The 24518-nt window shown below is 64.4% G+C and carries 26 protein-coding genes; 12 read left to right on the forward strand and 14 right to left on the reverse strand.

The window, feature by feature from the left end:
* Positions 1-7: 7 nt before the first annotated feature.
* Positions 8-1615 carry an acyl-CoA synthetase gene (locus AC0L3A_RS04305; RefSeq protein ID WP_473253669.1) on the reverse strand — a complete coding sequence of 536 codons (1608 nt, stop codon included), beginning with the start codon at positions 1613-1615 and terminating at the stop codon, positions 8-10.
* A 179-nt stretch (positions 1616-1794) separates the two neighbouring features.
* Between AC0L3A_RS04305 and AC0L3A_RS04310 the strand changes: the two genes are divergently transcribed.
* Positions 1795-2151 (forward strand): hypothetical protein, encoded by a 357-nt coding sequence (locus tag AC0L3A_RS04310; protein ID WP_007590711.1) that lies wholly within the window; start codon positions 1795-1797, stop codon positions 2149-2151.
* A 63-nt stretch (positions 2152-2214) separates the two neighbouring features.
* On the opposite strand, the gene AC0L3A_RS04315 is transcribed toward AC0L3A_RS04310, so the two are convergent.
* Positions 2215-3144 (reverse strand): tetratricopeptide repeat protein, encoded by a 930-nt coding sequence (locus tag AC0L3A_RS04315; RefSeq protein WP_007590710.1) that lies wholly within the window; start codon positions 3142-3144, stop codon positions 2215-2217.
* A gap of 103 nt (positions 3145-3247) precedes the next feature.
* On the opposite strand from AC0L3A_RS04315, the gene AC0L3A_RS04320 reads away from it, so the two are divergent.
* Positions 3248-3523, forward strand: coding sequence for a GNAT family N-acetyltransferase (locus AC0L3A_RS04320; RefSeq protein ID WP_354160915.1), 276 nt, complete (start codon positions 3248-3250; stop codon positions 3521-3523).
* Between the two features lie 53 nt (positions 3524-3576).
* On the opposite strand, the gene AC0L3A_RS04325 is transcribed toward AC0L3A_RS04320, so the two are convergent.
* Positions 3577-3966, reverse strand: a complete 390-nt coding sequence (locus AC0L3A_RS04325; RefSeq protein ID WP_007590704.1) for a DUF3597 domain-containing protein — start codon at positions 3964-3966, stop codon at positions 3577-3579.
* 333 nt (positions 3967-4299) lie between these two features.
* On the opposite strand from AC0L3A_RS04325, the gene AC0L3A_RS04330 reads away from it, so the two are divergent.
* From AC0L3A_RS04330 to AC0L3A_RS04365, 8 genes are all read left to right on the forward strand, one after another.
* Positions 4300-5208, forward strand: coding sequence for a DUF2189 domain-containing protein (locus AC0L3A_RS04330; RefSeq protein WP_219685498.1), 909 nt, complete (start codon positions 4300-4302; stop codon positions 5206-5208).
* 130 nt (positions 5209-5338) lie between these two features.
* Positions 5339-6163, forward strand: coding sequence for a lytic murein transglycosylase (locus tag AC0L3A_RS04335; RefSeq protein ID WP_473253671.1), 825 nt, complete (start codon positions 5339-5341; stop codon positions 6161-6163).
* A gap of 472 nt (positions 6164-6635) precedes the next feature.
* Entirely contained in the window at positions 6636-6788 is a 153-nt protein-coding gene (locus tag AC0L3A_RS04340) for a DUF1127 domain-containing protein (RefSeq protein ID WP_007590701.1), read from the forward strand.
* A 125-nt stretch (positions 6789-6913) separates the two neighbouring features.
* A complete protein-coding gene (gene trmFO, locus AC0L3A_RS04345; protein WP_473253672.1) occupies positions 6914-8341 on the forward strand; it encodes a methylenetetrahydrofolate--tRNA-(uracil(54)-C(5))-methyltransferase (FADH(2)-oxidizing) TrmFO in 1428 nt (475 codons plus the stop codon).
* 7 nt (positions 8342-8348) lie between these two features.
* On the forward strand, positions 8349-9443 hold the full coding sequence (locus tag AC0L3A_RS04350; RefSeq protein ID WP_354128848.1) for a serine/threonine protein kinase: 1095 nt from the start codon (positions 8349-8351) through the stop codon (positions 9441-9443).
* A gap of 104 nt (positions 9444-9547) precedes the next feature.
* Positions 9548-10105: a CAP domain-containing protein gene (locus AC0L3A_RS04355; protein WP_354128849.1), complete on the forward strand. Its 558-nt coding sequence runs from the start codon at positions 9548-9550 to the stop codon at positions 10103-10105.
* A 92-nt stretch (positions 10106-10197) separates the two neighbouring features.
* Positions 10198-10611, forward strand: coding sequence for a GFA family protein (locus AC0L3A_RS04360; protein ID WP_247359426.1), 414 nt, complete (start codon positions 10198-10200; stop codon positions 10609-10611).
* Between the two features lie 29 nt (positions 10612-10640).
* Positions 10641-11819 (forward strand): aminotransferase class V-fold PLP-dependent enzyme, encoded by a 1179-nt coding sequence (locus AC0L3A_RS04365; RefSeq protein WP_473253673.1) that lies wholly within the window; start codon positions 10641-10643, stop codon positions 11817-11819.
* 17 nt (positions 11820-11836) lie between these two features.
* Here AC0L3A_RS04365 and AC0L3A_RS04370 read toward each other — a convergent pair whose 3' ends face one another.
* From AC0L3A_RS04370 to yajC, 6 genes are read right to left on the reverse strand one after another with little or no spacing between them, the layout of a single operon-like run.
* Entirely contained in the window at positions 11837-13081 is a 1245-nt protein-coding gene (locus tag AC0L3A_RS04370; RefSeq protein ID WP_473253674.1) for a threonine ammonia-lyase, read from the reverse strand.
* A 45-nt stretch (positions 13082-13126) separates the two neighbouring features.
* A complete protein-coding gene (locus AC0L3A_RS04375) occupies positions 13127-13990 on the reverse strand; it encodes a phytoene/squalene synthase family protein (RefSeq protein ID WP_473253675.1) in 864 nt (287 codons plus the stop codon).
* Entirely contained in the window at positions 13987-14370 is a 384-nt protein-coding gene (locus AC0L3A_RS04380; RefSeq protein ID WP_007590678.1) for an Mth938-like domain-containing protein, read from the reverse strand. Before AC0L3A_RS04380 ends, AC0L3A_RS04375 begins: the two co-directional genes overlap by 4 nt.
* 60 nt (positions 14371-14430) lie before the next feature.
* Positions 14431-15456 carry a protein translocase subunit SecF gene (gene secF / locus AC0L3A_RS04385; protein WP_473253676.1) on the reverse strand — a complete coding sequence of 342 codons (1026 nt, stop codon included), beginning with the start codon at positions 15454-15456 and terminating at the stop codon, positions 14431-14433.
* A 16-nt stretch (positions 15457-15472) separates the two neighbouring features.
* Positions 15473-17077, reverse strand: coding sequence for a protein translocase subunit SecD (gene secD, locus AC0L3A_RS04390; RefSeq protein WP_007590675.1), 1605 nt, complete (start codon positions 17075-17077; stop codon positions 15473-15475).
* 59 nt (positions 17078-17136) lie between these two features.
* On the reverse strand, positions 17137-17502 hold the full coding sequence (gene yajC, locus AC0L3A_RS04395; protein ID WP_007590674.1) for a preprotein translocase subunit YajC: 366 nt from the start codon (positions 17500-17502) through the stop codon (positions 17137-17139).
* Between the two features lie 180 nt (positions 17503-17682).
* Between yajC and AC0L3A_RS04400 the strand changes: the two genes are divergently transcribed.
* Positions 17683-18699 (forward strand): ATP-binding protein, encoded by a 1017-nt coding sequence (locus tag AC0L3A_RS04400; protein WP_473253677.1) that lies wholly within the window; start codon positions 17683-17685, stop codon positions 18697-18699.
* A gap of 155 nt (positions 18700-18854) precedes the next feature.
* On the opposite strand, the gene AC0L3A_RS04405 is transcribed toward AC0L3A_RS04400, so the two are convergent.
* Positions 18855-20246 (reverse strand): peptidoglycan DD-metalloendopeptidase family protein, encoded by a 1392-nt coding sequence (locus AC0L3A_RS04405; RefSeq protein ID WP_473253678.1) that lies wholly within the window; start codon positions 20244-20246, stop codon positions 18855-18857.
* 109 nt (positions 20247-20355) lie between these two features.
* On the reverse strand, positions 20356-21006 hold the full coding sequence (locus tag AC0L3A_RS04410; RefSeq protein ID WP_007590671.1) for a protein-L-isoaspartate(D-aspartate) O-methyltransferase: 651 nt from the start codon (positions 21004-21006) through the stop codon (positions 20356-20358).
* Between the two features lie 226 nt (positions 21007-21232).
* On the opposite strand from AC0L3A_RS04410, the gene AC0L3A_RS04415 reads away from it, so the two are divergent.
* Positions 21233-21604 carry a response regulator gene (locus AC0L3A_RS04415; RefSeq protein ID WP_007590670.1) on the forward strand — a complete coding sequence of 124 codons (372 nt, stop codon included), beginning with the start codon at positions 21233-21235 and terminating at the stop codon, positions 21602-21604.
* A gap of 35 nt (positions 21605-21639) precedes the next feature.
* Here AC0L3A_RS04415 and surE read toward each other — a convergent pair whose 3' ends face one another.
* The 3 genes from surE to serS form a co-directional block, all read right to left on the reverse strand.
* Positions 21640-22407, reverse strand: coding sequence for a 5'/3'-nucleotidase SurE (gene surE / locus AC0L3A_RS04420; protein ID WP_007590669.1), 768 nt, complete (start codon positions 22405-22407; stop codon positions 21640-21642).
* 103 nt (positions 22408-22510) lie between these two features.
* On the reverse strand, positions 22511-22873 hold the full coding sequence (locus tag AC0L3A_RS04425; RefSeq protein ID WP_473253679.1) for a hypothetical protein: 363 nt from the start codon (positions 22871-22873) through the stop codon (positions 22511-22513).
* Positions 22874-22968: 95 nt separating this feature from the next.
* A complete protein-coding gene (gene serS / locus AC0L3A_RS04430; protein ID WP_473253680.1) occupies positions 22969-24399 on the reverse strand; it encodes a serine--tRNA ligase in 1431 nt (476 codons plus the stop codon).
* Positions 24400-24518: the final 119 nt, after the last annotated feature.

Below are 24518 nucleotides of genomic sequence, written 5' to 3' on the forward strand. Positions count from 1 at the left end.
CTTTCGCTCAGCCCGCCCGCGTCTTGTCGAGATCGAGCAGCCCGCGCGCCTCGAGCTCGTCGCGAACCATCCGTTTGGGAATCTTGCCGTAGCCGGATTTCGGCAAGGCCTCCCAGAAGAAGAACCGCTTCGGCATCTTGTAGCGCGGCACCTTGGGGCTGAGGAATGCCGCCATCTCCGCTTCGCTCACCGGCTTTGCGCCTTCGCGGGCGACGCAGACGGCAACGCCGACCTCGCCCCAGGTCGCATCGGGCACACCGAGCACCGCGACCTCGCCGACGCAAGGATGGGTCAGGATTTTCTCCTCGATCTCCCGTGGATAGATGTTGGAGCCGCCGGAGATGTACATGTCGGAGGCTCGTCCGGTGATGTAGACGAACCCCTCCTCGTCCATGTGGCCGAGATCGCCAGTGCGGAACCAGCCATTGCGGAACGCCTTCGCATTGGCTTCGGGATTGTCGTAGTAGCCGGCAAGCACGGCGGGGCCGATCACGCAGATCTCCCCGCTCTGGTTGGCGCCGAGTTCGCGGCCCTCGTCGTCCTGGATCGAGACCTGCATGCCGGTACGCTCGAAGCCACAGGTGCCGATCTTCGCGTGCGGCCCGTCCTCGGGATCATGCAGCGCCGCCGGCAGCACGGTGATGTTGCCGGTCACCTCGCCGAGACCGAAATACTGCACGATGACCTTGCCGAGCTTCCTCAGCGCAGCCTTCTGGTCCTCGCGATACATAGGCGCACCCGCATAGATCACCTGGCGCAGCGAGGAATGGTCGTATTTGTCGGCGGCGGGATGCTCGACCATCATCTTCAGAATGGTCGGCACCACGAAGAGATTGCTGACCCGATGCGTCTCGATCAGGCGGAACGCCTCGTCGATATCGAATTTCTCCGTCGGGAGCAGCACGGTGCAAACGCCACGCGCGGTCTGAACCAGCTGATGCACGCCGGCGCCATGCGACAGCGGCGCCACCACCAGCGAAGCATCCGCTTCGGTGACGCCGGGCGTGAGATCGGCGAGATGGTTGGTGACGACAAAACCCATCTGCCCGTGGGTGAGCACCGCAGCCTTGGAGCGGCCGGTGGTCCCCGACGTGAAGAAGAACCAGCAGGGATCGTCGTGCTCGACCGCGACGTTCTCGACCACGCTGCCAGCGCGCGACGCGACGGCATCCGCAACCGACGTCTCGGCAAATGGCGCCCGACCGTCGATGCTCCAGGTGAATTCCAGCGCGCCACCGCTCACGGCCGCGGCGTGTTCAGGAAAATCGACGTGGCACAGAAACGCCTTCGCGCCGGAGGCCTGCGCAAGATAAGTCACCTCGTCCGGCATCAGTCGGAAATTGGTGGGTACCCAGACCGCGCCGAGCCGGAACGCCGCGAACATCGAGAAGAACATCTCGTCGCCGTTCTTGGAATGGACGAGAATGCGGTCGCCCTTCGCGATGCCCCGCGCAGCGAGCGCCGCCGCCAGCGCCGAGACCTGCGCGTCGATCTCCCGCCAGGTCCAGGATCTGTCACCCCAGACGAAACCGGGACGCGCCCTATGCCGCCGCGCATTCTGGGTCAGCATGTGAGCGAGATTCATGACGCGGCGGGACATGCGCAGGGGCTGCATCGGGCTTCCTCTTCGGCGGCGGACGGCACGCAAGCCGCCCGCTCATTGCAGCCCATTTATCGCCATCGCCACGACCCCTGCAAGGCTGCCGGGCGCAGCGCAGCCCATCCCACCGTTCAGGAAATTTTAAACATGATCGGCGCAACCTCGCTCAGTTCTCGCGTACAGAGTGCCGCATCATGGTCAAAGCGCCCGCCCTCCTCCTGTTGTCGTTGGCGCTTGCCGGATGTGCCGTGGGCCCACAAGCGCACCTCGCCTCCGGTCCCGCCTTCACGCCTGCGCGCTATGCCTGGGACGGCGCTGGCGAAAATCCCAATCACCCGCGCGCTCCCTCAGGACCAGCACGCACGGCCCGATCCGAGCGCAACAGCTCGCAAGCAGGGCTTAAGCCCTACTCGAAGGAATGGTGGCAGGCGCAGGACGGCATCGAGGCGGAACAGGACGCCAGGGTCAACCGTTCCCTCGTCATCTGCCAGGGATGCCTGCGCCCGCAGGCGCAGTCCGAGGATTCCAGGCTCGCCAAGGCGACCGATTGAAACATCCGGACGATCAGGACCTGGTGGAAGTCCGGCCCCGTCGTCGCGAGAAGCGACCGGGAGCTACAACGCCCCGAGCTTCCGCAATGACTCCTGTGCGGTCGGCAGGCCCGGCTTCAATTCCAGCGCCTTCCTGAAATCGGCAATCGCGCCCTGTTTGTCGCCGAGCCGCAGCTTAGCCTGTCCGCGGTTGCTCCACGAGAACACGTCGGAGGGATCGTATTGCAGCGCCTTGTCGTAGTCGGAAAGGCCGCCCTTGCTGTCGCCCTGATAGAGCCGGATCATGCCGCGATTGCGCCAACCGCGCGCGTCGGTCGGCGCAACGCGGATCGCCTCGCCATAATCGGCGGCGGCGCGATCGAGCTGCTCGCTATCGCGATAGACGTTGCCGCGATCGATATAGGCGAGCAGATCGGGCGCAAGCTTGATCCGCGTGGTATAGTCGGCGATGGCGTGCGCCATGTCGCGCCTGCGGTAAGACACCAACGCACGATTGGCGTAGGCCATGGCGTATTTGGGATCGCGCTTGATCGCGGCGTCAAAGTCCGCGAACGCACCGTCGAGATCGCCCTTGTTGAAACGCGACTCGCCGCGATTGCTGTAGGCCAGCGCCAGCGACGGATCGAGCTTGATGGCCAAGTCGTAATCGGCGATGGCGCGATCATAGTCGCGCTTGAAACTGTAGACACGGCCCCGATTGTTGTAGGCGCAGGCATAGCCGGGGTCGCGCCTGACCGCATCGTCGAGATCGGACAGCGCCGCGTCGAGCTCGCGCTTCTCCGTCAGACCATGACCGCGATTGCAATAAGCGCCGGCGAGCCGAGGTCCGGTTTCGCTCTTGGTATCGATCACGGTCGAGCAAGCCTTGATCCGCTCGTCCGGCGTGCTGGCCAATCCGACGCAGGCCTCCCAGGCCGGACCGCCTGCCGCGGACGCCGGAGCCGGCGAGATCAGCGCGGCGAGCAGCGCCAGGAGGCTGAGCGGGACACGCATTTTCCGGATATCTCCCCTGCGGCAATCCCTCTTGGTCGCACCTTGGCAAGGGCCGGTTCAGGCGCCTAGATCGGAGGCAAGCAGCAGGTCGGAAGGATTTTGCATGGCGCCATCGGTACGGGACAACAAGGACAAAAGCCGCTTCGAGCTCGATGTCGGCAGCGAAATCGCCTTCGCCAATTACCGGCTGACGCCGTCGGCGGTGATCATCACCCACACCGAGACGCCGCGCGCGCTACGCGGCCGCGGCATCGGCTCCGAGCTGGTCAAGGGCGCGCTGGGATTGATCCGCCGCGACGGCAAGAAGGTGATCGCCGGTTGCGGATTCGTCGTCGACTATCTCGACAGGCATCCGGAAGATGCGGATCTCGTCGCCTGAATGCAAAAGGGCCCGCGCGATCGCGGGCCCTTGGGTTACGACCGGGCGACCGGTCAGTGCTTGATCTCCGGCGGCAGCTTGCCGCCATTGGCGGCGAGCTTGGACATCACCTGCTTGTGCAGCCAGACGTTCATGGTCGCGGAATCGTTGGTGTCGCCGCTGTAGCCAAGCTCCTTGGCGAGGTCCTTGCGCGCGGCGAGGCTGGAATCGATGTCGAGCGCCTTCATGAGGTCGACGATCGAGGTACGCCATTCCAGCTTCTCGCCCTTGTGCGCGGCGGCCGCCGCGTCGACGATCGAGGCAACGTCCACCGTCGCCGCGGGCGCCGATCCGCCCGGCGCGGCCCCTGCGGGCGCGCTGCCCGACGGTGCGCTGCCTGCGGGCGCGGCGGAAGCTGGCTGGCTACCGAAGATCGCGCCCATAATTTTCCCGAAAATGCTCATGTCTGCTCCCCGAAAAGGACCCGCTGGAGGGCCTTGAGTGGCACTTATAGACCAAGTTGCGTCGTTGCGCCCGCAAAGTTCCGCGGACCAGCACGCAGCATCAGCTTATCTGCGGCGAAATGACGACCGAACGACATCATCGGGGTTGCGCTGCGGCATCGAATCTCACCCAAGCGTGAGGGACAGGACTCGCAAATGGGCGTAGGCTTGACGTTCAGTTAGCGATGCCATCCGGAATTCGCGTCTGGTTGGGGATCGTGAAACTTAGAATAGCGGCCGCTTGCGCCGTTTGCTGGCGCCAGATGCGGCTGCATGGCAAGGGAGCTAGCGACCATGGCCACACTCTACCAGGGCAATGTCCCCACCTTGGCCCAGACCGCAGAAGCGGCTGGACCGGTGATCCGAACCATCCAACTCTCCGATCTGCACGATGCGCTCAAGCGCGGCTGGGACGATTTCAAGGCGGTGCCGAGCCACGCCATCATCCTCTGCGTGATCTATCCTGTGCTGGGCCTCGTGCTTGCCCGCGTGGTGATGGGCTATTCAGTGCTGCCGTTGTTATTTCCGCTGGCCGCTGGCTTCGCGCTGATCGGCCCGTTCGCTGCTCTCGGTCTCTACGAGCTCTCCAGCCGGCGCGAGCGCCATGAGGAGGCCAGCGCCTGGGATGCCATGGAGGTGCTGCGTTCGCCCTCCTTCGGCGCGATGCTCGGTCTCGGCGCGCTGCTGCTGGCCCTGTTCGTGACCTGGGTTGCGACCGCGCAGGCGATCTACGTTGCCGCTTTCGGCTATGAAGGCGCATCCGGGATCTCGGATTTTCTGACGCGCGTGCTCACGAGCCGGCAAGGCTGGTGGCTGATCGTGGTCGGCTGCGGCACCGGCTTCCTGTTCGCCCTTGCCGCGCTCTGCATCAGCGCCGTGTCGTTCCCGCTGATGCTCGACCGCCATGCCGGCGCGTTCGAGGCAATGGTGACGTCGCTGCGCGTTGTCGCGAAGAACCCGGTGCCGATGGCGGCCTGGGGCCTGATCGTGGCCGTCCTGCTGGCGCTGGGCACGATTCCCGCCTTCCTCGGCCTTGCCGTAGTGGTCCCCGTGCTCGGCCATGCCACCTGGCATCTCTATCGCAAGGTAATCGCAGCCGATCCGGGCGCGCGTCCGGTGCCGCCTCCGCCGCATCGTCCACGCAAGCCGGCCGCCGACTTTCCCGCCAACCTCTTCCCCTGGCGCAATCGGACCGACGGCTGACGATATCGTGACATGCGATCCTGCTCCGGTGCGGGCAGGATCGCGCACTGTCATACGCCTTGCTTTGGCCGCGGTTTCCATCGAGATTGCACCCGCCGTTCAGATCACTTCACGGAATTTATTTGCTCGAATGACCCCGACGATTTCTCGTCTCGCCCTCGCAGCCTTAGCCCTCACCGCGTCCATCCTATCCGCCCAGCCAGCGCTCGCCGCTGTTGCCTGCGGTTCGGGCAATTTCGACGCGTGGCTTGCAGACTTCAAAACGGACGCCGCGGCCAAAGGCGTCTCGCAACAAGCCATTTCCGCCGGGCTCGCCGGTGTGACGCTCGATCAGAACGTGCTCAACCGCGATCGCTCGCAGAAGGTCTTCAGCCAGACCTTCGAGGAGTTTTCCGGCCGCATGGTGCCGCCGCGCCTGACGCGCGGCTCCAACATGATGAAGCAATACGGCTCGGTGTTGTCGCGTATCGAGCAGACCTACGGCGTGCCTGGCGAGGTGCTGGTTGCGATCTGGGGTCTCGAGACCGATTTCGGCGTCAATACCGGCAAGTTCGCAACCATCCGCTCGCTGGCGACGCTGGCCTATGACTGCCGGCGCTCCGAGCAGTTTCGCGCCGAGCTGTTGGATGCGCTCCGCATCGTCCAGCGCGGTGACCTCGCACCGGCCGACATGAAAGGCGCCTGGGCCGGCGAGCTCGGACAGACCCAGTTCATGCCGTCGTCATGGATGAAATACGCTGTCGATTTCGACGGCAATGGCAAGCGCGATCTCCTGCACAACGCCCCCGACGTGCTCGCCTCCACCGCGAACTATCTCGCCGGTTATGGCTGGCAAAAGGGTAAGGATTGGCAGCCGGGCAGTCCGAATTTCGCGGTGCTACAGCAGTGGAACAAGAGCGAGGTCTACTCGAAGACTGTCGCTTATTTCGCCACCCAGCTCGCGCGCGCCCCTTAGAAGCCCCACGGTTCGGCGTGTGTGGACTGCACCAGCGCCGCGTTATGTCGATCCGCCAGGGTTTAGTCGCACCGCTGGCCCAGGGCTGGCAAAAGTGTACCCTCTCGCTTGTTAATGAATCTTAGTTCACTCTTAATGCTCGATCATCATGCGATTCGCGCATGCGAGACTTGGGTATAGAAGCTATTCGATCAACTTGCGGACGACCGCGAAGCAACCTATTTGGCCCTGAGTGGAACCGCCTCATCTGCGGTAAATCCGTGAATTCACGGGCATTTTCAGCACCCTTTTTCCCGTTCCGCCTACCCTTTGGGCGGGAGTGCTCCTGGGTTAATCGACCGTTACCAATGCCATGCACCCAGCGCTTAGCTGCATCGCAACATCGGAACTTTCGCACTGCACCACTCTCACTTATATTCATTTCAACGATGAGGCTCGGGCAAGAGCTGAATCGAACTACAGGAGACTACCAATGCTGCTCTCGCTCATCCGCATGATCCAGGCTTTCCGGGACTATCAGCGCAATGTTGCCGAGCTGTCCCAGCTTAGCGATCGCGAACTGGCCGATATCGGCCTCGATCGCTCGGACATCCCGCGCGTTGCCGCCGGTCAGTATCAGGGCTGATATCGTTCAGCCCTAACCGGACGAACCGATAGCGCCCGCCTTGTGCGGGCGTTGTCGCATCCGGAGGCAGAAAACTCGATCTCGGCGATTCCACTGACCGCCGAAAAGCGCTACCTGTCCGCCCCATGACAGGACCCCAATCAAATACCGTGCACGTCATCGGCGCAGGCCTTGCCGGCTCCGAAGCCGCCTGGCAGGTGGCCAAATCCGGCGTGCCCGTGGTGCTGCACGAGATGCGGCCGACCCGCATGACCGAGGCACATCGCACCGACGGGCTTGCCGAGCTCGTCTGCTCCAATTCGTTCCGCTCGGACGATGCCGCCAACAACGCCGTCGGCCTGCTGCATGCCGAGATGCGCCGCCTCGATTCGCTGATCATGCGCGCAGCCGACGCCAACCAGGTGCCCGCCGGCGGCGCGCTGGCGGTGGACCGCGACGGCTTCTCAGCGGCCGTCACCAAGGCGCTGAACGATCATCCCCTGATCGAGATCGCCCGCGGCGAGGTCGCAGGCCTGCCGCCGGCCGATTGGAGCAACGTCATCGTTGCGACCGGCCCCCTCACTTCCGCGCCGCTGGCCGACGCGATCCGCGAGTTGACGGACGAAAACGCTCTCGCCTTCTTCGACGCGATCGCGCCGATCGTGCACCGCGAATCCATCGACATGTCGGTGGCCTGGTTCCAGTCGCGCTACGACAAGGTCGGTCCCGGCGGCACCGGCGCCGACTACATCAACTGCCCGATGACCAAGGAGCAGTATGACGGCTTCGTCGCAGCGCTGGTCGCCGGCGAGAAGACTGAGTTCAAGGAATGGGAGACCAACACGCCCTATTTCGACGGCTGCCTGCCGATCGAGGTCATGGCGGAACGCGGCCCCGAGACCCTCCGCCACGGGCCGATGAAGCCGGTCGGCCTCACCAATCCGCACGATCCCAGCACCAAGGCCTACGCGATCGTGCAGCTGCGCCAGGACAACAAGCTCGGCACGCTCTACAACATCGTCGGCTTCCAGACGAAGCTGAAATACGGCGAGCAGCAACGCATCTTCCGCACCATTCCGGGGCTGGAGAAGGCCGAATTTGCCCGCCTCGGCGGCCTGCATCGCAACACCTTTCTCAACTCGCCAAAGCTGCTCGACGGCCAGTTGCGCCTGCGCGCGCAGCCGCGGCTGCGCTTTGCCGGCCAGATGACGGGCTGCGAAGGCTATGTGGAATCCGCCAGCGTCGGCCTGATTGCCGGCCTCTATGCGGCAGCGGACGTGCGCGGCGAGACGCTTGCGGGTCCGCCTGTCACGACGGCGCTCGGATCCCTGCTCGGCCACATCACCGGCGGCCATATCGAGACCCTCGAGCCCGGCACGCGCTCGTTCCAGCCGATGAACATCAATTTCGGCCTATTCCCACCGCTCGCCAGCCCACCGACCAAGAAGCCCGACGGAAGCCGGCTGCGTGGGAACGAGAAGACGGTGGCCAAAAAGCAGGCGATGAGCGCGCTGGCGCTCGCCGATCTCGATCGCTGGATCGCCGATCACCTGCGCATTGCCGCCGCGGCGTGAGTTTTCGATGAACCTTCCTAAAGACGACGCCGCAACACTCTCGGCGCGCTGGACCGAGGGCGTGCTGCTCAAGCGCGACGTGTTCTCGACCGTCGAGCGCGGCCGATTCCGCGACGATGACGGCGAGGTCGACGCGGTGCTGCGCCGCCTGGACGAGGTGCCGTGGTGGTCATTCCTTTTGGCGCGCCATCTGTTCGCCCGCGAGACGCATGCGCTGGCACTCGCCAAGGGACTCGATGTCGGCCCGGAGCTGCTGTGGGCCGGACGCCGCGCGCTGGTGCGCAGCTTCGTCGATGGTGTCGCACTGCATCTGGCGAAACCGCATGGCGACCTCGCTTATTTTCGCTCGGCGAAGGCCGCGCTGCGACGGCTGCGCCGCGCCGGAATCTGCCACAACGATCTTGCCAAGGAACAGAACTGGCTGGTCGGCCGCGACGGTCGCGCCTATGTGACCGACTTCCAGCTCGCGGCCTGCTTCGACCGTCGCGGCCGGCTTTACCGGATCCTGGCGTATGAAGATCTCCGGCATCTGCTCAAGCACAAGCGATCCTACGCGCCCGAGGCGCTGACGCCGCGCGAGCGCAAGATCCTGGCGAAGAAGTCGTTCGCCGCCAGCCTGTGGCTCGCCACCGGCAAGAAGGTCTATCGGGCAATCACGCGCGGCCTGTTCAACTTCACCGACCGTGAAGGCGGCGGCCGAAGGCTCGTCAACGACGCGCCGGTGCTGACGGAATTGATCCGCAAGAACCCCGCCGTGCGCGACACCGCCATCGTCGCGTTTGCCGACCGCCGCTCCGGTGTCGGCCTCTATGCCTTCGTCGAAGCCGATCAGGCCGCGCTCGAAGGCCAATTGCGGAACGAACTCACCGCCGCCAAGGGGCCGAAGCCCCCGGAACACATCCAGGTCGTGCACGCACTGCCACGCAACGCCGACGGCAAGCCGCGCACGGAGATCCTGCAACTGGTCGCCATGAACCAGCTCGACCTGATCGAGCCGATGATGAAGAACGACCAGGACCGTGCTTTCCTCAAGGACATCCTGGAGCAGCGCAAGAACTTGCGCGACCGCTTCAATTTCGAGGCCGACCTGCCGGCGGGCTAGCGTGGATCACGCCTTGAAGCGTCCACATTGGCGATAGAGAAGCGATCCGATAATTCGAGCTTGGTGGGGGACTTGGCGGGGTCATGGGCACTCGGGGGACGATGATGCATCGTGTGGTAGGCGGCCTGATCGCCGGCCTTCTGCTGCTCGCCACCACGCCCGTAATGGCCGAGTCTCCCGCCGAACTGATCTCCAGCTTCCGCCTCAAGCATGGCGAGGTCCGCGTCGTCCGCGATTCGACCCTCGACCGCATCGCCATGGACCAGGCGCACGCGATGGCGACAAAGGACGACCTCAGTCACGACGCCCTCGGTCCGTTCAACCGCCGGGTCGCACCTGCCGGCGCAGGCCGCGCCGCCGAGAATATTGCCTACGGCTACGACAATTTCGAGAAGACTCTGGGGCAGTGGATCGACTCGTCCGGACACCGCAAGAACCTGCTGCTGCACAACGCTTCCCGCGTCGGGATCGCGAGCGCGAAAAACGCCAGCGGCAAGCGCACCTATTGGGCAATGGTGATCGCCGGCGACTACGAGCCGAAGGGCAAAGGCAAAGGCAAGAAAGACGGAGAGCCCCTCGTTGCGGTGAAACGCGAAGCCGTTCCTGCAAGCAAGCCGAAATCCGGCGGCTGCCACATCAAGCTGCTCGGCCTCTGCATCTGAGGCGTGACGCCGCGCCGGAAGCATTGTTGCGCGCGCTTCTCCGACCGGCCATTATGATCGCGCCGCTATCCTCAACCAACTTGGGGCGATCAATGGCCAAGAAGTACACCGCTCAATGCGCCTGTGGCGCCATCAAGTTCGAATTCAGCACCGATCCGTCCTTCATCGCCAATTGTCATTGCAACGACTGCAAGCGCGCTTCGGGCGGCGAGATGGCGACCTTCTTCGCGGTACCCGAGGACGATTTCACGCTTCTCTGCGGCAAGCCGAAGGCGTTTCACTACATCGCCAATTCCGGCAAAGGCCTGGATCGCAATTTCTGCCCGGAATGCGGTTCGCGGGTCTTTACCACTAATCTCGATAGCTTCCCCAAGACGGTCTTCGTCCAGTTGGGCAGCCTCGACCGGCCCGACCTCGTGGCACCGAAGCTCGAGATGTTCACCAAGCGTCGCATGTCGTGGAACACGCCGCTCAACCTGCCGCAGTTCGAGGAAATGCCGCACTGACGCGACGATAGTTCGAGCCGGAGATTTAGTTGATCAACATCGAGCGAATACGTGCCGACACGCCAGCCACCTCCCGGCTGGCGTACCTGCACAACGCGGGAGCTGCTCTCATGCCCGTTGCTGTCGTCGAAGCCATGAAGCAGCATATCGATCTGGAGTGCGAGATCGGAGGCTATGCGGCAGCCGATCGGGAGTCGCGCCGGCTTGATTTAGTCTACGGCTCTGTGGCCCGCCTGCTGAATGCCGCACCTGATGAGATCGCCCTCATGGAGAACGCGACGGTTGCCTGGCAGATGGCTTTCTACGCGCTTCCATTTAGCAAGGGCGACCGGATCCTGACCGCCGAGGCGGAGTACGCGGCCAACTATGTCGCTTTTCTTCAGGTCGCCAAGCGAACAGGCGCCGCGATCGACATCGTGCCGAGTGATGCCAGCGGCGAGCTCGACCTCGACGCGCTCGAACGCATGATCGACGAGCGCGTGAAGCTGATTGCGATCACCTGGGTTCCGACCAATGGCGGACTGGTCAATCCCGCAGCAGCCGTCGGCAAGATCGCGCGGGCGCACGGCATCCCCTATCTGCTCGACGCCTGCCAGGCGGTCGGACAGATGGTGGTCGACGTCGAGGCCATCGGCTGTGACATGCTGTCGGCGACGGGCCGTAAATTCCTCCGCGGCCCGCGCGGCACCGGCTTCCTGTACGTCCGCCGGGCGATGCTGCAGCGGCTCGAACCGCCGATGATCGACCACTTCGCCGCACCCTGGGTCTCCCGGGACGCTTATCGGCTGCGTGACGATGCGCGCCGTTTCGAGACCTGGGAGAACAACTACGCAGCCCGGCTTGGGCTCGGCGCGGCTGTCGACTATGCCATCGATATCGGGATAGGCCTGATCGAGCAGCGTTGCCGGATGCTGGCGGACCGCCTGAGGGGCGGCCTTGCATCCATTCGCGGCATCAGAATTCGCGACCTCGGACGCGCTCCGGGAGCCATCGTCAGCTTCACGGTGGAAGGGCACGAGGCGGAAGCGGTCGTCAGCGACGCGGCCGCAGCCGGCATTACGATCGGTGCCTCAGATCCGTCGAGCACGCGCATCGATGCCGAAATTCGCTCGCTGCCGCCGGTGGTGCGCGCCTCCCCCCACTACTACAATACGGAAGCCGAGATCGATCGGCTGATCGCCCATTTGGCGGGTTTGACGCCGCGATAGCGGCGGGCGCGCACAGCTCAGGTACAGCGCGCACTCAATCCGGATGCGCCAAGCTTCGCCATGACCTCGTCGAGATGGGCGCTGTCGCGGGTCTCGATCACCAATTGCAGCAACGTCGCCTTGGCCGGAAGATCCGAGAAGGTGCGCTGGTGCGAGACCTCGATGATATTGGCGCCGGCCTCCGCCAGCAGTGCCGCGACAGCAGCCAGTTGGCCGGGCCTGTCGGGGATGTCGAGCGACAATTGGGTGAGCCGCCCCTCGCGCGCCAACTCGCGGGTCAGGACCGATGCGATCAGCCGTGTGTCGATATTGCCGCCGCTCAGCACCAGCCCGACCTTCTGGCCGGCGAAACGGGACGGGTCGGACATCAGCGCGGCGAGGCCAGCGGCACCGGCGCCTTCCACGACCGTCTTCTCGATCGAGATCAGGGTCGCCACCGCGCGCTCGAGTTCGGCTTCGTTGACCAGCGCAATGTCGTCGACGAGGCGGCGGACGATTTCGGTTGTGATCTTGCCCGGCGTTTTCACCGCGATGCCTTCGGCGAGCGTGTCGCCACGTGCCGGCAGATTGCCGTCGTGGATGGCGTTGTACATCGAGGGGTAGAGCCAGGCCTCGACGCCGAGGATCCGCAGCGACGGCTTGATCGATTTCGCGGCAATCGCGATCCCGCTGATCAGGCCACCGCCGCCGATCGGGACGACCAGCGTATCGAGCTCCGGCACGGCCTTGAGTATTTCCAGCCCGACCGTTCCCTGCCCCGCGATGACAAGCGGATCGTCATAGGGATGGACGAAGATCATGCCGCGCGCTTCGCCGTGGCTGCGCGCATACGCGGCCGCCTCCTCCAGCGTGGCGCCCGTCACCACCACCTCGGCACCGTGATGCCTGGTGTTCTCGACCTTCACCATGGGCGTGCCGACCGGCATGACAATGGTGGCGGGAATGCCGAGCCGCTTGGCGTGATAGGCGACGCCCTGCGCGTGGTTGCCCGCCGACATCGCGACGACGCCCCGCACGCGCTCCTCCGGCGTCAGCGCCGTGAGGCGGTTGAGCGCGCCGCGCTCCTTGAACGAGGAGGTGAACTGGAGGTTCTCGAATTTCAGCCAGATATCGCAGCCGCAGATATTGCTCAGCGTGCGACTGTAGCTACAGGGCGTCTCGACGACGGCGCCGCGGATCGTCTCGGCGGCGGCATGGATGTCGGACGGTGCGACCGGAAGGCCGCCCAGATCGGAAGATATGGTTTGGGACAACTCAGCCATAGGACAGCATAGAGCATTCGCCCGGCTCCGGCGATAAGCCAACCGCTATTTGGTAAATTCCCGCGAACGTGAAGCCCGCCAAAGCGTCCACAGCGTACGCAGCCGCGATGACGGTTGCGGTGCAAATGGATTGCGCCCGGGTTGCGACAGGCGCTCAAGGTCGGCCCTTACCTGGCTCAGCGGCAGAAACGCTGGCCGTGCCGACACCGGCACCTCGGGCAACAGCGACAAGGCCGTGGTCAGATGCTGCCCGGCCTCGCCCGCGAGCTGGTCCAGGACGGCGCGCAAATTCGGCGTCTCCTTGCCGGCGAACACGTCCTCCATGTTGCAATCGTGGCTCGCCAGAACCTGCTGCGGCAGGAACAATTGCCGGTGCGCCGCATCACGCGGCAAGTTCGTGATGACTTGCGCGATGCCTTGAGCCAACCCCGCATGCCGCGCGAGATGCTCGGCTGGGTCCAAGGGTGACGCCATGATCCGCGCCGCAAGAGTAAACAACGCCGAACAGGTCGCGGCCAGATAGCCTTCGAGAGCCGTCATGGTCGGCATTGGGTCGTTGTAGAGATCGAATTGATGCTCGTCGACGAGCAGCGACAGCGGTTCGACCGGCAGGTCGAAATCACGGATTGCGCGGAGCAGCTCCGCCGCCACCGGATTGCCCTCGGCGCTGCCATGGACTTGGCCCGACAGCATGTCGGTCCACCATTGCAGGCGGATTTCACCAGGCAAGGGCTGGCTTACCTGGTCACGGACGCGGACGATCTCGACATTGAAAGCATAGAGCGCCAGCAGCGCGCGGCGCTCGGCAGCGGGCGCGAACAGGGTCGCGGCATAGCGAGCAAAGTCGTGGCTGCGCACGAGGTCAGCACAGAACGCGGCAGAATCCGGCGGCGGCGCGGAGCCACTCATGGCACGGCGATCAGCGCGGCCGCCACGCGCCGCCGTTCGCCGATCATGATGTTGTAGGTACGCACGGCGGGACCGGTCTGCATCGTGTCCAGAACCACCCTCGCCGCTTTAAGCGCCTGGCGCAGTTCCGCCGGCGGCAGCCAGACCCCGGTTCCGGTGCCGATCAGGAGCGTGTCGATGCTGTTGGCGGACTTGAAGACTCGATCCAGCGAATAGCGGTCGATCTTCGCGGGGTCCGTTATGTCCCAGGCCCAGATCGCGTCGGGCAGGCAAAGCAGCGATCCCCGATGCGACATGCCGGCAAAGGCAAAGCCGCCCTTGCCATAGGCTTCGATCGGCGCCGAGCGGGGGAAATGCGGTGCGTTGGGATCGCCGGCCATGAGCTTCGTCCGAATGAGCTTACTGCCCTCGCGAACTCCTGCGAGGGCATGCGGTTCGGATCATGCCTTGCTTTTCTTCGCCGGCGTAGCCTTATCGACCGCATCTTCGCGATGCTCGCCGACGCCGAGATAGATCAGGATCGGGGCTGCAATGAAGATCGAGGTATAGGTACCGACCAGCACCACGCCGAACATCATGACCGCGGTGAAGCTGTGGATGGCATGGCCGCCGAACAGCAGCAGAGCCAGCAGCGCCAACGTCACGGTGAAGTGGGTGATGATCGAGCGCGACAGCGTCGAGTTGATCGATTCGTTGAGGAGCTGCGGCATCGGCATCTTCTTGTAGCGCCGCAGCATTTCACGAATGCGGTCGTAGATGACAACGGTGTCGTTGAGCGAATAGCCCAAAATCGTCAGAAGCGCCGCGATGCTGGTCAGGTCGAAATCGACCTGACTGATCGACATGAACCCGATCGTCAGCACGATGTCGTGCACGTTGGCGATCATGGCGCCGAGCGCGAACTGCCACTCGAAGCGGAACCAGAGGTAGACCAGGATCGAGACGATCGCGAGCATCAGGCCGAGCATGCCCCAACTCAGCAGTTCGCCGGAGACACGCGGCCCCACCACCTCGACGCGGCGATACTCCACGGACTCGCCGAGTGCGCCGCGAACCTTGTCCACGGCTGCCTGCTGCGCCTTGTCGCCGCCCGGCTGCTCGGCAACGCGAAGCAGCACGTCAGCGGGGCCACCGAATTGCTGCAGCTGGATTTCGCCGAGTCCCAGGCTGCCAAGGGTCGTGCGCATCTGCGCAAGATCGGCGGAGCCCGACTTGGCCCTCACCTCCATCAAGGTGCCGCCCTTGAAGTCGATGCCGAAGTTCAGGCCATGGGTAAAGAACAGCGTGATGGCGACGATCGACAGCGCCGCCGAGATCGGGAAGCTGATACGGCGGAAGCGCGTGAAGTCGAAATGCGTCTCGTCTGGCACGATGCGCAGCGACGGCAGGAGGCCAAGCACGCTGACCACGGTCAGCACGGCAATCAGGACGCCGAGAGAAATGAGAACGAGTTGAGTAGTGGTCACAGCCGGCCTCGAATGATCAAATCGGCACAGTTTTCGGCCGCGTCCACTGCACCCACCATGCGACGATCAGGCGGGTCATGGTGAAGGCGGTGAAGACCGTGGTGATGATTCCGATGCCCAACGTCACTGCGAAGCCGCGCACCGGTCCGGTGCCGATCATGAACAGCACGGCAGCGGCAATGAAGGTCGTGATATTGGAATCGAGAATGGTCGCAAGCGCCCGCTTGAAGCCTGCATCGATCGCCGAGATCGGGCTTCTCCCGCCGCGCAACTCCTCGCGGATGCGCTCATATATCAGCACGTTTGAGTCCACCGCGATGCCGACGGTGAGCACGATGCCGGCGATGCCGGGAAGCGTCAGCGTGGCACTGAGCAGCGACAACAGGCCGAAGATCATTGCGACGTTGATGGCCACCGCGATGTTGGCGAACACCCCGAACAGCCGGTAGGTCAAGAGCATGAAGATGACGACCAGGATCGAGCCGACGTAAGCCGCAAGCTCGCCCTTCTCGATCGAGTCCTGGCCGAGACCCGGACCGACGGTGCGTTCCTCGACCACCGTGAGCGGCGCAGGCAGGGCGCCGGCGCGCAGTAGGATCGCGAGGTCGTTGGCCGACTGCACGGTGAAACTGCCGGAGATCTGGCCCTGGCCGCCGGTGATCGGCTCGCGAATGACCGGCGCCGAGATCACCTTGCCATCGAGGATGATCGCGAAGGGCACCCCGACATTCTCCTGCGTGGCCTGCGCAAACTTGCGCGCTCCAGAGGTATTGAACGTGAAGCTAACGACCGGCTCGTTGGTACGCTGGTCAAAGGTCGCCTGGGCGTTGGTCAGGTCGCCGCCAGCAACTAGCACCTGCTTCTTGACCACATAGTTGGGCGGCGGCGGCGTGGCCGCCGGCAGCAGTTCGGAATCCGGTGGAATCCGGCCCTGCTGCGCCTGGTCCGGCGGCACCGAGGGATCGACCATGCGAAATTCCATTTTCGCGGTCTTGCCCAACAGTTCCTTCAAATGGGTGGGATCCTGCAAGCCCGGCACCTGCACCAGGATGCGGTCGTTACCCTGACGCTGGATGATGGGCTCGACGGTGCCGAGCTCGTTGACGCGCTTCTCAACGATCTGGATCGACTGCTCGATGGTCTTGCGCATGCGGTCGAGCATCGCGGCCTCTGGAATACTGAGGCGGATCAATCCGCCACCAGCATCGGCGACCTCAAGGTCGCGCTGACCGCTGGACCCCATCAGGCCGCCAATCGGCTGCGCAAGCTCGCGCAACTTGGCGAGCGCCGGCTGCGCGTCGGTGTCCTTGGTGATGCGAACCTCGACCGCGTCGTTGCGCACGGTGACGCCGCCGGTGAAGCCGATCTTGGCCTCGCGCAGCACGCGACGGACGTCGTCGCGGATCTGGTCGAGCTTTTCCTTCTTCACATAGTTGGAATCGACCTCGAGCTGCAGAGAGGAGCCGCCCTGCAAGTCGAGACCCAACACCAGCCGCCGCTGCGCCCAGGCGGGCCAGGTCTTGACCTGCGCTTCGGGGAAGAAGTTCGGGACCGCGCAGAGGCACACGATCAGCGCCGTCAGGATGATCCCGAGCGCCTTCCACCGCGTGAAATACAACATCGACTGGACCTGTCAGATCAGGAGACTTGCAGGAAGACTTGAGAGACTCGCGGAAGCGCTCACTTCGCCGCGGCGTCGTCCTTGGCGCTTTCCTTGGATTCCTTGGCCGGCTCGCCCTTGGCGCGCACGCCGGAGACCATCGAGCGCATCTGCCGCACGCGCACGCCATCGGCGATCTCGAACTCGATCTGGTCGTCGTCGACGACCTTGGTGACCTTGCCGACGAGACCGCCCGAGGTCACGACGGTGTCGCCGCGGCGGATGTTCTTCACGAGGTCAGCGTGGTCACGGACCTTCTTCTGCTGCGGACGCAGAATCAGGAAGTACATGATCACGAAGATCAGGGCGAATGGCAGCAGCGACATCAGCATGCCGCTGGTGTCGCCGGCGCCCGCAGCCTGGGCATACGCAGGGGTAATCAACATTCGGACGATCCTCGTGAGAACAGGGGAAAACCGGTCAGGCCCAAATGGCGACCGGTTCGGTCAAATTCGCGCGGACTATAGCGGCCATTACCCCAATTGCAACGCTGCCACACCGCCCTTTTAGCCACCTTGCGGCGCGCGCTCAGGCCCGATAAGGCTGCATTCTCAGGAACTTCGGACATGCCCCAAAAACCAAGCAAAAGCCCGGCCGGCAAAGGCCCCCGCACCCCTGCCGCGAAGCCAGCCCGCGTCGCGGCAAAACGTCCCAAGACGGCCCTCAAAGCGGCTTCCAAGGCGACGTCCAAGACGACTTCCAAGGCCAGCCAAAGCGTCTCCCAGGAGCGCATCGTTCGCGCGCTGGAGACGATTGCGGCGCACCTCTCCGCGCAAGGCAAGCCCGCCGTCGAACGCGAGTCGTTCAAGCCGGCGGACGCTTTCGTCTGGCACCCGGACGGCCGTCTTGCCGCGGTGCCGCGGGTCAGCCGCGTCGAATTGTTCCTGCTCAAGGGCGTAGACCGGATGCGCGACATCCTGATGGAGAACACGGAGCGTTTCGCCAACGGACTGCCCGCCAACAACGCACTGCTCTGGGGCGCGCGCGGCATGGGCAAGTCGTCGCTCGTGAAGGCGGCGCATGCCAGCATCAACACGGAGCGCAAACCGGCCGACAGACTGAAGCTGATCGAGATCCATCGCGAGGACATCGAGAGCCTGCCCGCGCTCATGGAGCAGCTTCGCGCCTCGCCCTTCCGCTTCATCGTGTTCTGCGACGACCTCTCCTTCGACGGCAATGATGCGTCCTACAAATCGCTCAAGGCGGTGCTCGAAGGCGGCATCGAGGGTCGGCCGGAGAACGTCATCCTCTACGCCACTTCCAACCGCCGCCATCTGCTGGCGCGCGAGATGATCGAGAACGAGCGCTCGACCGCGATCAATCCCGGCGAAGCCGTCGAGGAGAAGGTCTCGCTATCGGATCGCTTCGGTCTCTGGCTCGGCTTCCACCGCTGCAGCCAGGACGAATATCTCGCGATGGTGCGGGGCTATTGCAGCCATTTCGGCGTCAAGGTCGACGATGACGCGCTGGAGCGCGAGGCCCTTGAATGGTCGACGACGCGCGGCTCGCGCTCCGGCCGCGTCGCCTGGCAGTTCGTGCAGGAGCTTGCGGGACGGCTCGGCGTCAAGCTGACGGCGACGTAGCGGGAGCTAAGAGCCGCACTCACACCTGTCATTCCCCGCGCAAGCGGGGAATCCAGTATTCCAGAGACAGTTTTGATCGATCGAGACGCTGCGGCGTACTGGATCGCCCGGTCAAGCCGTGCGACGACAGCTTTCGTGCCGAGGCAACGCTGGCCTCACGCCCCGTTCAGGAATTGAAGCGGGTCAACCGGGCTCGATCCCTTGCGGATCTCGAAGTGGAGCTGCGGCGACGCCACCTCCCCGGATTGACCCGACTTGGCAATGACCTGGCCGCGCTTGATGGTATCGCCGCGCTTCACCATCAGCTCACTCGCATGGGCATATGCGGTGACGTAGCCGTTGGAGTGCCGAACCAGGACGAGATTGCCATAACCTTTCAGCTCGTTGCCGGAATAGGCAACGACACCGTCTTCAGCCGCCTTGACCGGCGTACCCTCGGGCACCGCGAGATTGATGCCGTCGTTGGACTTGCCATTGGTCTTGGCGCCGTAGCTCGTGACCACCTTGCCGCGCACCGGCCAGCGGAAAGTCGGCAGCGCGCTGGTGGTCTCCGCAGCTTTCGCCGGAGCTTCCGCAGCCTTGTCTTCGACATTGGCGGTGGCCTGGGCCAGGCGCGCGCTTTGCACCGGCGCGGCGACGGCCGCCATCTTGGTGGCGGGCGCAGGTGCGGCCGCAACGGGCTGCAGCGTCCCCGCGACGGGAGCGGCTCCGACCGGAGCCGCGGCAAGCGGTGCTGCGACGGCGGCGGTCTTGGCGCCGGGCACGGCCAGCCTGGCGCCGAGCTTCAGTTTCGCAGAGGGATCGAGCCCATTGGCGCGGGCCAGTTCAGCCGCCGAGATATGGTTCTTGCGGGCGATGCTGGCGAGCGTGTCGCCGTGGTTCACGAAGTGCGTGCTGGACGGCGCGGCAACGGCTGCAACCGGCTTCGCAGCAGGCGCCATCGCGGGGGCAGCGGCAACGGGAGCCATGAGCGGCGCAGGAGCAGCGGCCGTAGCCTGGTGCGGAATGATCAGTTGCTGGCCGGGCGAGAGCGCGCGCGGCCCCTTATAGCCGTTGGCGGCGAGAATCGCCTGCGGCGTGACGCGATAGCGTTTGGCAAGCAGGTCGAGCGTGTCGCTGGTGCCGACGATGATCTTGGTTCCACCGACCGGCTGGGCGGCTGCGACCGAACGCGGCGGCACGGTGGCCGTGGTCTCCAGATGCGGCTGCGCCGGGGGTGCGTAGGAGCCGACACCGCGGCCGCCTCCGGACACACCGCCTGCCGCAACGGGATAGGATTGCGGCGCGGACACCGCCGGCGGCAAAGGCTGCGACTGATAATAACCGGACTGCGTCTGCGGCCGCGAATATTGCGGCAACTCCCGCTGCGGCGGCGGTGCCTGCTGCACCGAACCGGTCGATTCCTGTGCGAAGGGATTGGAGAAGTTCGACTGGGACATGCGCGACGACATGTCGGCGCTGCACCCTGCGAAGCTGAAGGAGATCAGCGCCAGCACCGCGACCTGCGGCACCCGGCGCGAGTAAAGCAACTCGGCGGCAACGGACATGGTTACTCACTCGTACGCAACAGAACTGGTGTTTTAAGTAAACACGCGCCGAGTAAATAACGGCTTAACCCTCCCAATAAGATGTTGGCAGCACAGCCAATCCGGAATTCTACAGCTCCCGCGCCACGCCGGGCAGCGCCGGCACGAACCGAACCTCGACGAGTTCCTTGCGCTCGATCCCGGCTTCCGTCCGGCTCAGGCGGATCAGCGTCTGCACCCCCTGATGCGGACCGACGGGCGCGATCAGGATGCCGCCCACCTCCAGCCGCTCGACCAGGTTCTCCGGGAGCTGCTCCATCGCGGCCGTGACGATGATGCGGTCGAACGGGCCGATATTGGGAGGCAGATTGAGGCCATCGCCCAGCATCACCTCGACGTTGTGATAGTTGAGCTTTTCAAGCCTGATCCGTGCGGCATCCGCAAGCTTGCGGTAGCGCTCGACCGTCAACACCTGGCCGGCGAGCCGCGACAGCACCGCCGCCTGGTAGCCCGAGCCGGCACCGATCTCGAGCACGCGGTGCCTCTTCTGAAGCTGGAGCTGCTCGGTCATGTAGGCGACGACGAAGGGCTGGCTGATGGTCTGCCCGCAGGCGATCGGCAGCGCGCTGTCGCGATACGCGCCGTCGCGATCGGCGTCGTCGACGAATTGATCGCGCGGCACCTCCTCCATGGCCCGCAGGACCGCCTGGTCGCTGATGCCCCGACGCCTCAGCGTGAGCTGAAACATCATCTTTTCCGGCGGGTGCTGATGGGAAGTCATTGCCTGCTTGTGCTGTCTTTGCGGTCCGGGACGCCGAGCTGGGGCGCTAGATTCTTGTTCCGGCTCAGGGAACCCATGATAGGCTTCAGATGGGAGTAGTTGACCACAAATTGGCTTGCAACGGGCAAGCCGCGACGGCCATTTTCATGCATCCGTTCGTCGAAACGCGCATTGCGTCGATTCATGTTATCTGCGAACGTTTTTGACAATGGGCAAGGACTCGACCATGACCGCGACGGGGCTTACCGGCCGCTCTGTATTCCTCGTCGAAGACGAGGTGATGATCAGGATGATGGTCGCGGACATGCTCGAAGAGCTTGGCTACAAGATCGCAGCCGAGGCTGGCGACATCACCGAAGCCATGCGGCTCGCCCAGGCAACCGAGTTCGACATCGCCATTCTCGACGTCAACGTCAACGGCAAGGTCATCTCGCCGGTCGCCGACGTCATCAAGGCAAAGGGCTGCCCGTTCATCTTCGCCACCGGATACGGTTCCTCCGGCCTGCCCGAGCAGTACCGCGATCGGCCGGCGCTTCAGAAACCATTTCAGCTCGACGCCCTCGGCAAGACCATCGAAGCCGCGCTTCGCGGCGGCTAGGCCCCGTTCCGAGTCGGATTACTTCAGCGTCGGACTTACTTCAGCGTCGCACTCAGCGCCTCCGAAAACGCCTCGTTGGTGCGGTCGAGCCGGAGCGGCGTGACGGAGACGTAGCGTTCGCGCAGCGCCGCGAGATCGGTGCCATCGGCGGGTGTATCAATCATCGCGGTGCGCTCGAAGCCGATCCAGAAATAGGGATTGCCACGGCCGTCCTTGCGCTCGTCGATCTTGAGGAAGCCGAGATTGCGCTTGCCCTGCCGCGTCACGCGAATGCCCAGCACATCCTCCGGCGCGCAAGCCGGGAAGTTGACGTTGATGACGGTGTCCTTCGGGATGCCGGCGGCGATCACCTTGCGCAGGATGTCGGGCCCGAATTTGCGCGCGGTGTCCCACAGCGGCCGGTCGCGGGTCTCGACGCTGAACTCCTGCGACAGGGCGAAAGACGGTAGTCCCAGGATGGTTCCCTCCAGCGCGCCGGCGATGGTGCCGGAATAGACCACGTCCTCGGCGACGTTGCGGCCCTTGTTGACGCCGGACAGCACGACATCGGGCAGCTTGGCGCCGAGGATGTGGCGCGCGCCCATGATGACGCAGTCCGTCGGCGTGCCGCGCACCGCAAAGTGCCGCGGGCCGACCTCGCGCAGCCGCAGCGGATCGTTCAGCGACAGCGAATGCGACACGCCGGACTGGTCGAGTTCAGGCGCGACCACCCAGACGTCATCGGACAATGCGCGCGCAATCTCCTCCAGGACCTTGAGGCCGGGGGCGTGGATGCCGTCGTCATTGGTGCAGAGAATGCGCATGGGAAAGGTCGATTCCTGAAGCGGGTCTCAGCCGTCTTATCCGGCCGGGGCCGATCAGGCAAACCGGCCGATCGGGGCCGGCTGCCGGTACCGGCTTGGCCGGCTATCGGCGAACGCGCCATTGCGGCAGGAAGCGCGCCAGCCGGCCCTCGGCGTGCAATTTCATCGCCGGCACGACCGGGCTCACGATCGGCGCCTCGATGACGCCGAGCGCCTCCAGCTGTGCGACGAACGGGTCCGCTACCGACGCCTGCGGAAAGCGTTCGCGTGCCAGCGACAGTGCCTGGTCGAAATCCGCGGCATTCACACCGGGCTTGGCCCGCCGGCTGTGGACCAGATCGTCGTCCCAGAGCCGCGTGATCCCGATGTCGAACACGCCACGCAGCCGCTGATCGAGAGCCTGGATGCCGGCACCCGTCACCGCCCATTGTCTGCCGACCCAGAAGATGTCGCGGTGCAAGGCCATGAACGAGGGGTTCGCGTTGTCGGGTGGCCGGCAGGATAACCGGCCGCCCGATCTTCGCAACCAAACGTTTCGACCGTTTCAGATTGGCAGCACGCCTAGTCGCGTGCGACCACCTTCAGCCCGCCCATATAGGGCTGCAGCACGCTGGGGACCGCGATCGAGCCGTCCTCCTGCTGATAGGTTTCCATCACGGCGATCAGCGCGCGGCCGAGCGCGGTGCCGGAGCCGTTGAGCGTGTGCACGAACCGCGGCTTGCCATCAGGACCGCGCGAGCGCGCGTCCATCCGGCGGGCCTGGAAATCGCCGCACACCGAGCAGCTCGAGATCTCGCGGAATGCCCCGCCATCGCCCTGGCCCGGCATCCAGACCTCGATATCATAGGTTTTTTGCGACGAGAAACCCATATCCCCGGTGCACAGCGTCATCACGCGGTAATGCAGGTCGAGCCGCCGCAACACTTCCTCGGCGCAAGCGAGCATGCGCTCGTGCTCGTCCTTGCTCGTCTCCGGCGTCGTGATCGAGACCAGTTCGACCTTGGTGAACTGGTGCTGCCGGATCATGCCGCGAGTGTCGCGCCCAGCGGCGCCCGCCTCCGCGCGAAAACACGGCGTCAGCGCAGTCAGCCGCATCGGCAGCTGCTTTTCGTCGAGGATGGATTCGCGAACGAGATTGGTGAGAGAAACCTCAGCAGTCGGAATCAACCAACGGCGATCCAGATTTTGCCTGTATTCGAAGTGCAACACCTCGTGCTTGGCGTCGCGTGCCGCTTGAACGCCATGCTGCTCGGCATAGTCCAAGACCGCCTTCCGATCGAGCTCGAAGTTAATATAAGCATGCTTCCTTTGATCGTCCTCGGTTTCTACTCGGAATTGATCCGAGCTGAACTTAGGTAGCTGCGCTGTACCAAACATGACCTCGTCGCGAACCAAAAGCGGCGGGTTTATTTCGGTATAGCCGTGCTCGTTGGTATGCAGGTCGAGCATGAACTGGCCAAGCGCGCGCTCCAGTCTCGCCAGTCCCTTCTTCAGCACGACGAAGCGCGCGCCGGAGAGCTTTGCCGCCGCCTCGAAATCCATATCACCGAGTGCGGCGCCGAGATCGTCATGCGGTCTTGGCGCGAACGCGTAGTTGCGCCTGTTGCCGAAGACATGGCGCTGCACATTGCCGTGCTCGTCGACACCGTCGGGCACCTCGCGGAGCGGCAGATTGGGGATCGCCGCCAGCTCCCTGGCGAGCTCCTCGTCGGCAGCCTTCGCGGTCGCCTCGAGCTCCGGCATCGTGGTCTTGAGCTCGGCGACCTCCGCCATCAGCTTCGCCGCGCGCGCCTCGTCCTTCGCTTTCTTGGCATCGCCGATTTCCTTTGAGGCCGCATTACGCCGCGCCTGCGCCTGCTCGGAAGCCAAGATCGCCGCACGCCGGGTCTCGTCGATCGCTAGCAGCGACGCCGACATCGGCTTCAGGCCGCGTCGTGCGAGGCCGGCGTCGAAGGCTTGCGGGTTGTCGCGGATCGATTTGATGTCGTGCATGGCCGAGGTCCTGGGGCTTGTTGCAACCCTGCAAATCCTGGATTTCGGTGAAGATCGGCCGGGTCCCCGGCCATGCGCGTTTGGAGGGTTGCAGGATGGGTTCACTCAGCATTTGGCAC

The sequence above is a fragment of the Bradyrhizobium sp. MI1.3 genome, assembly GCF_055811695.1.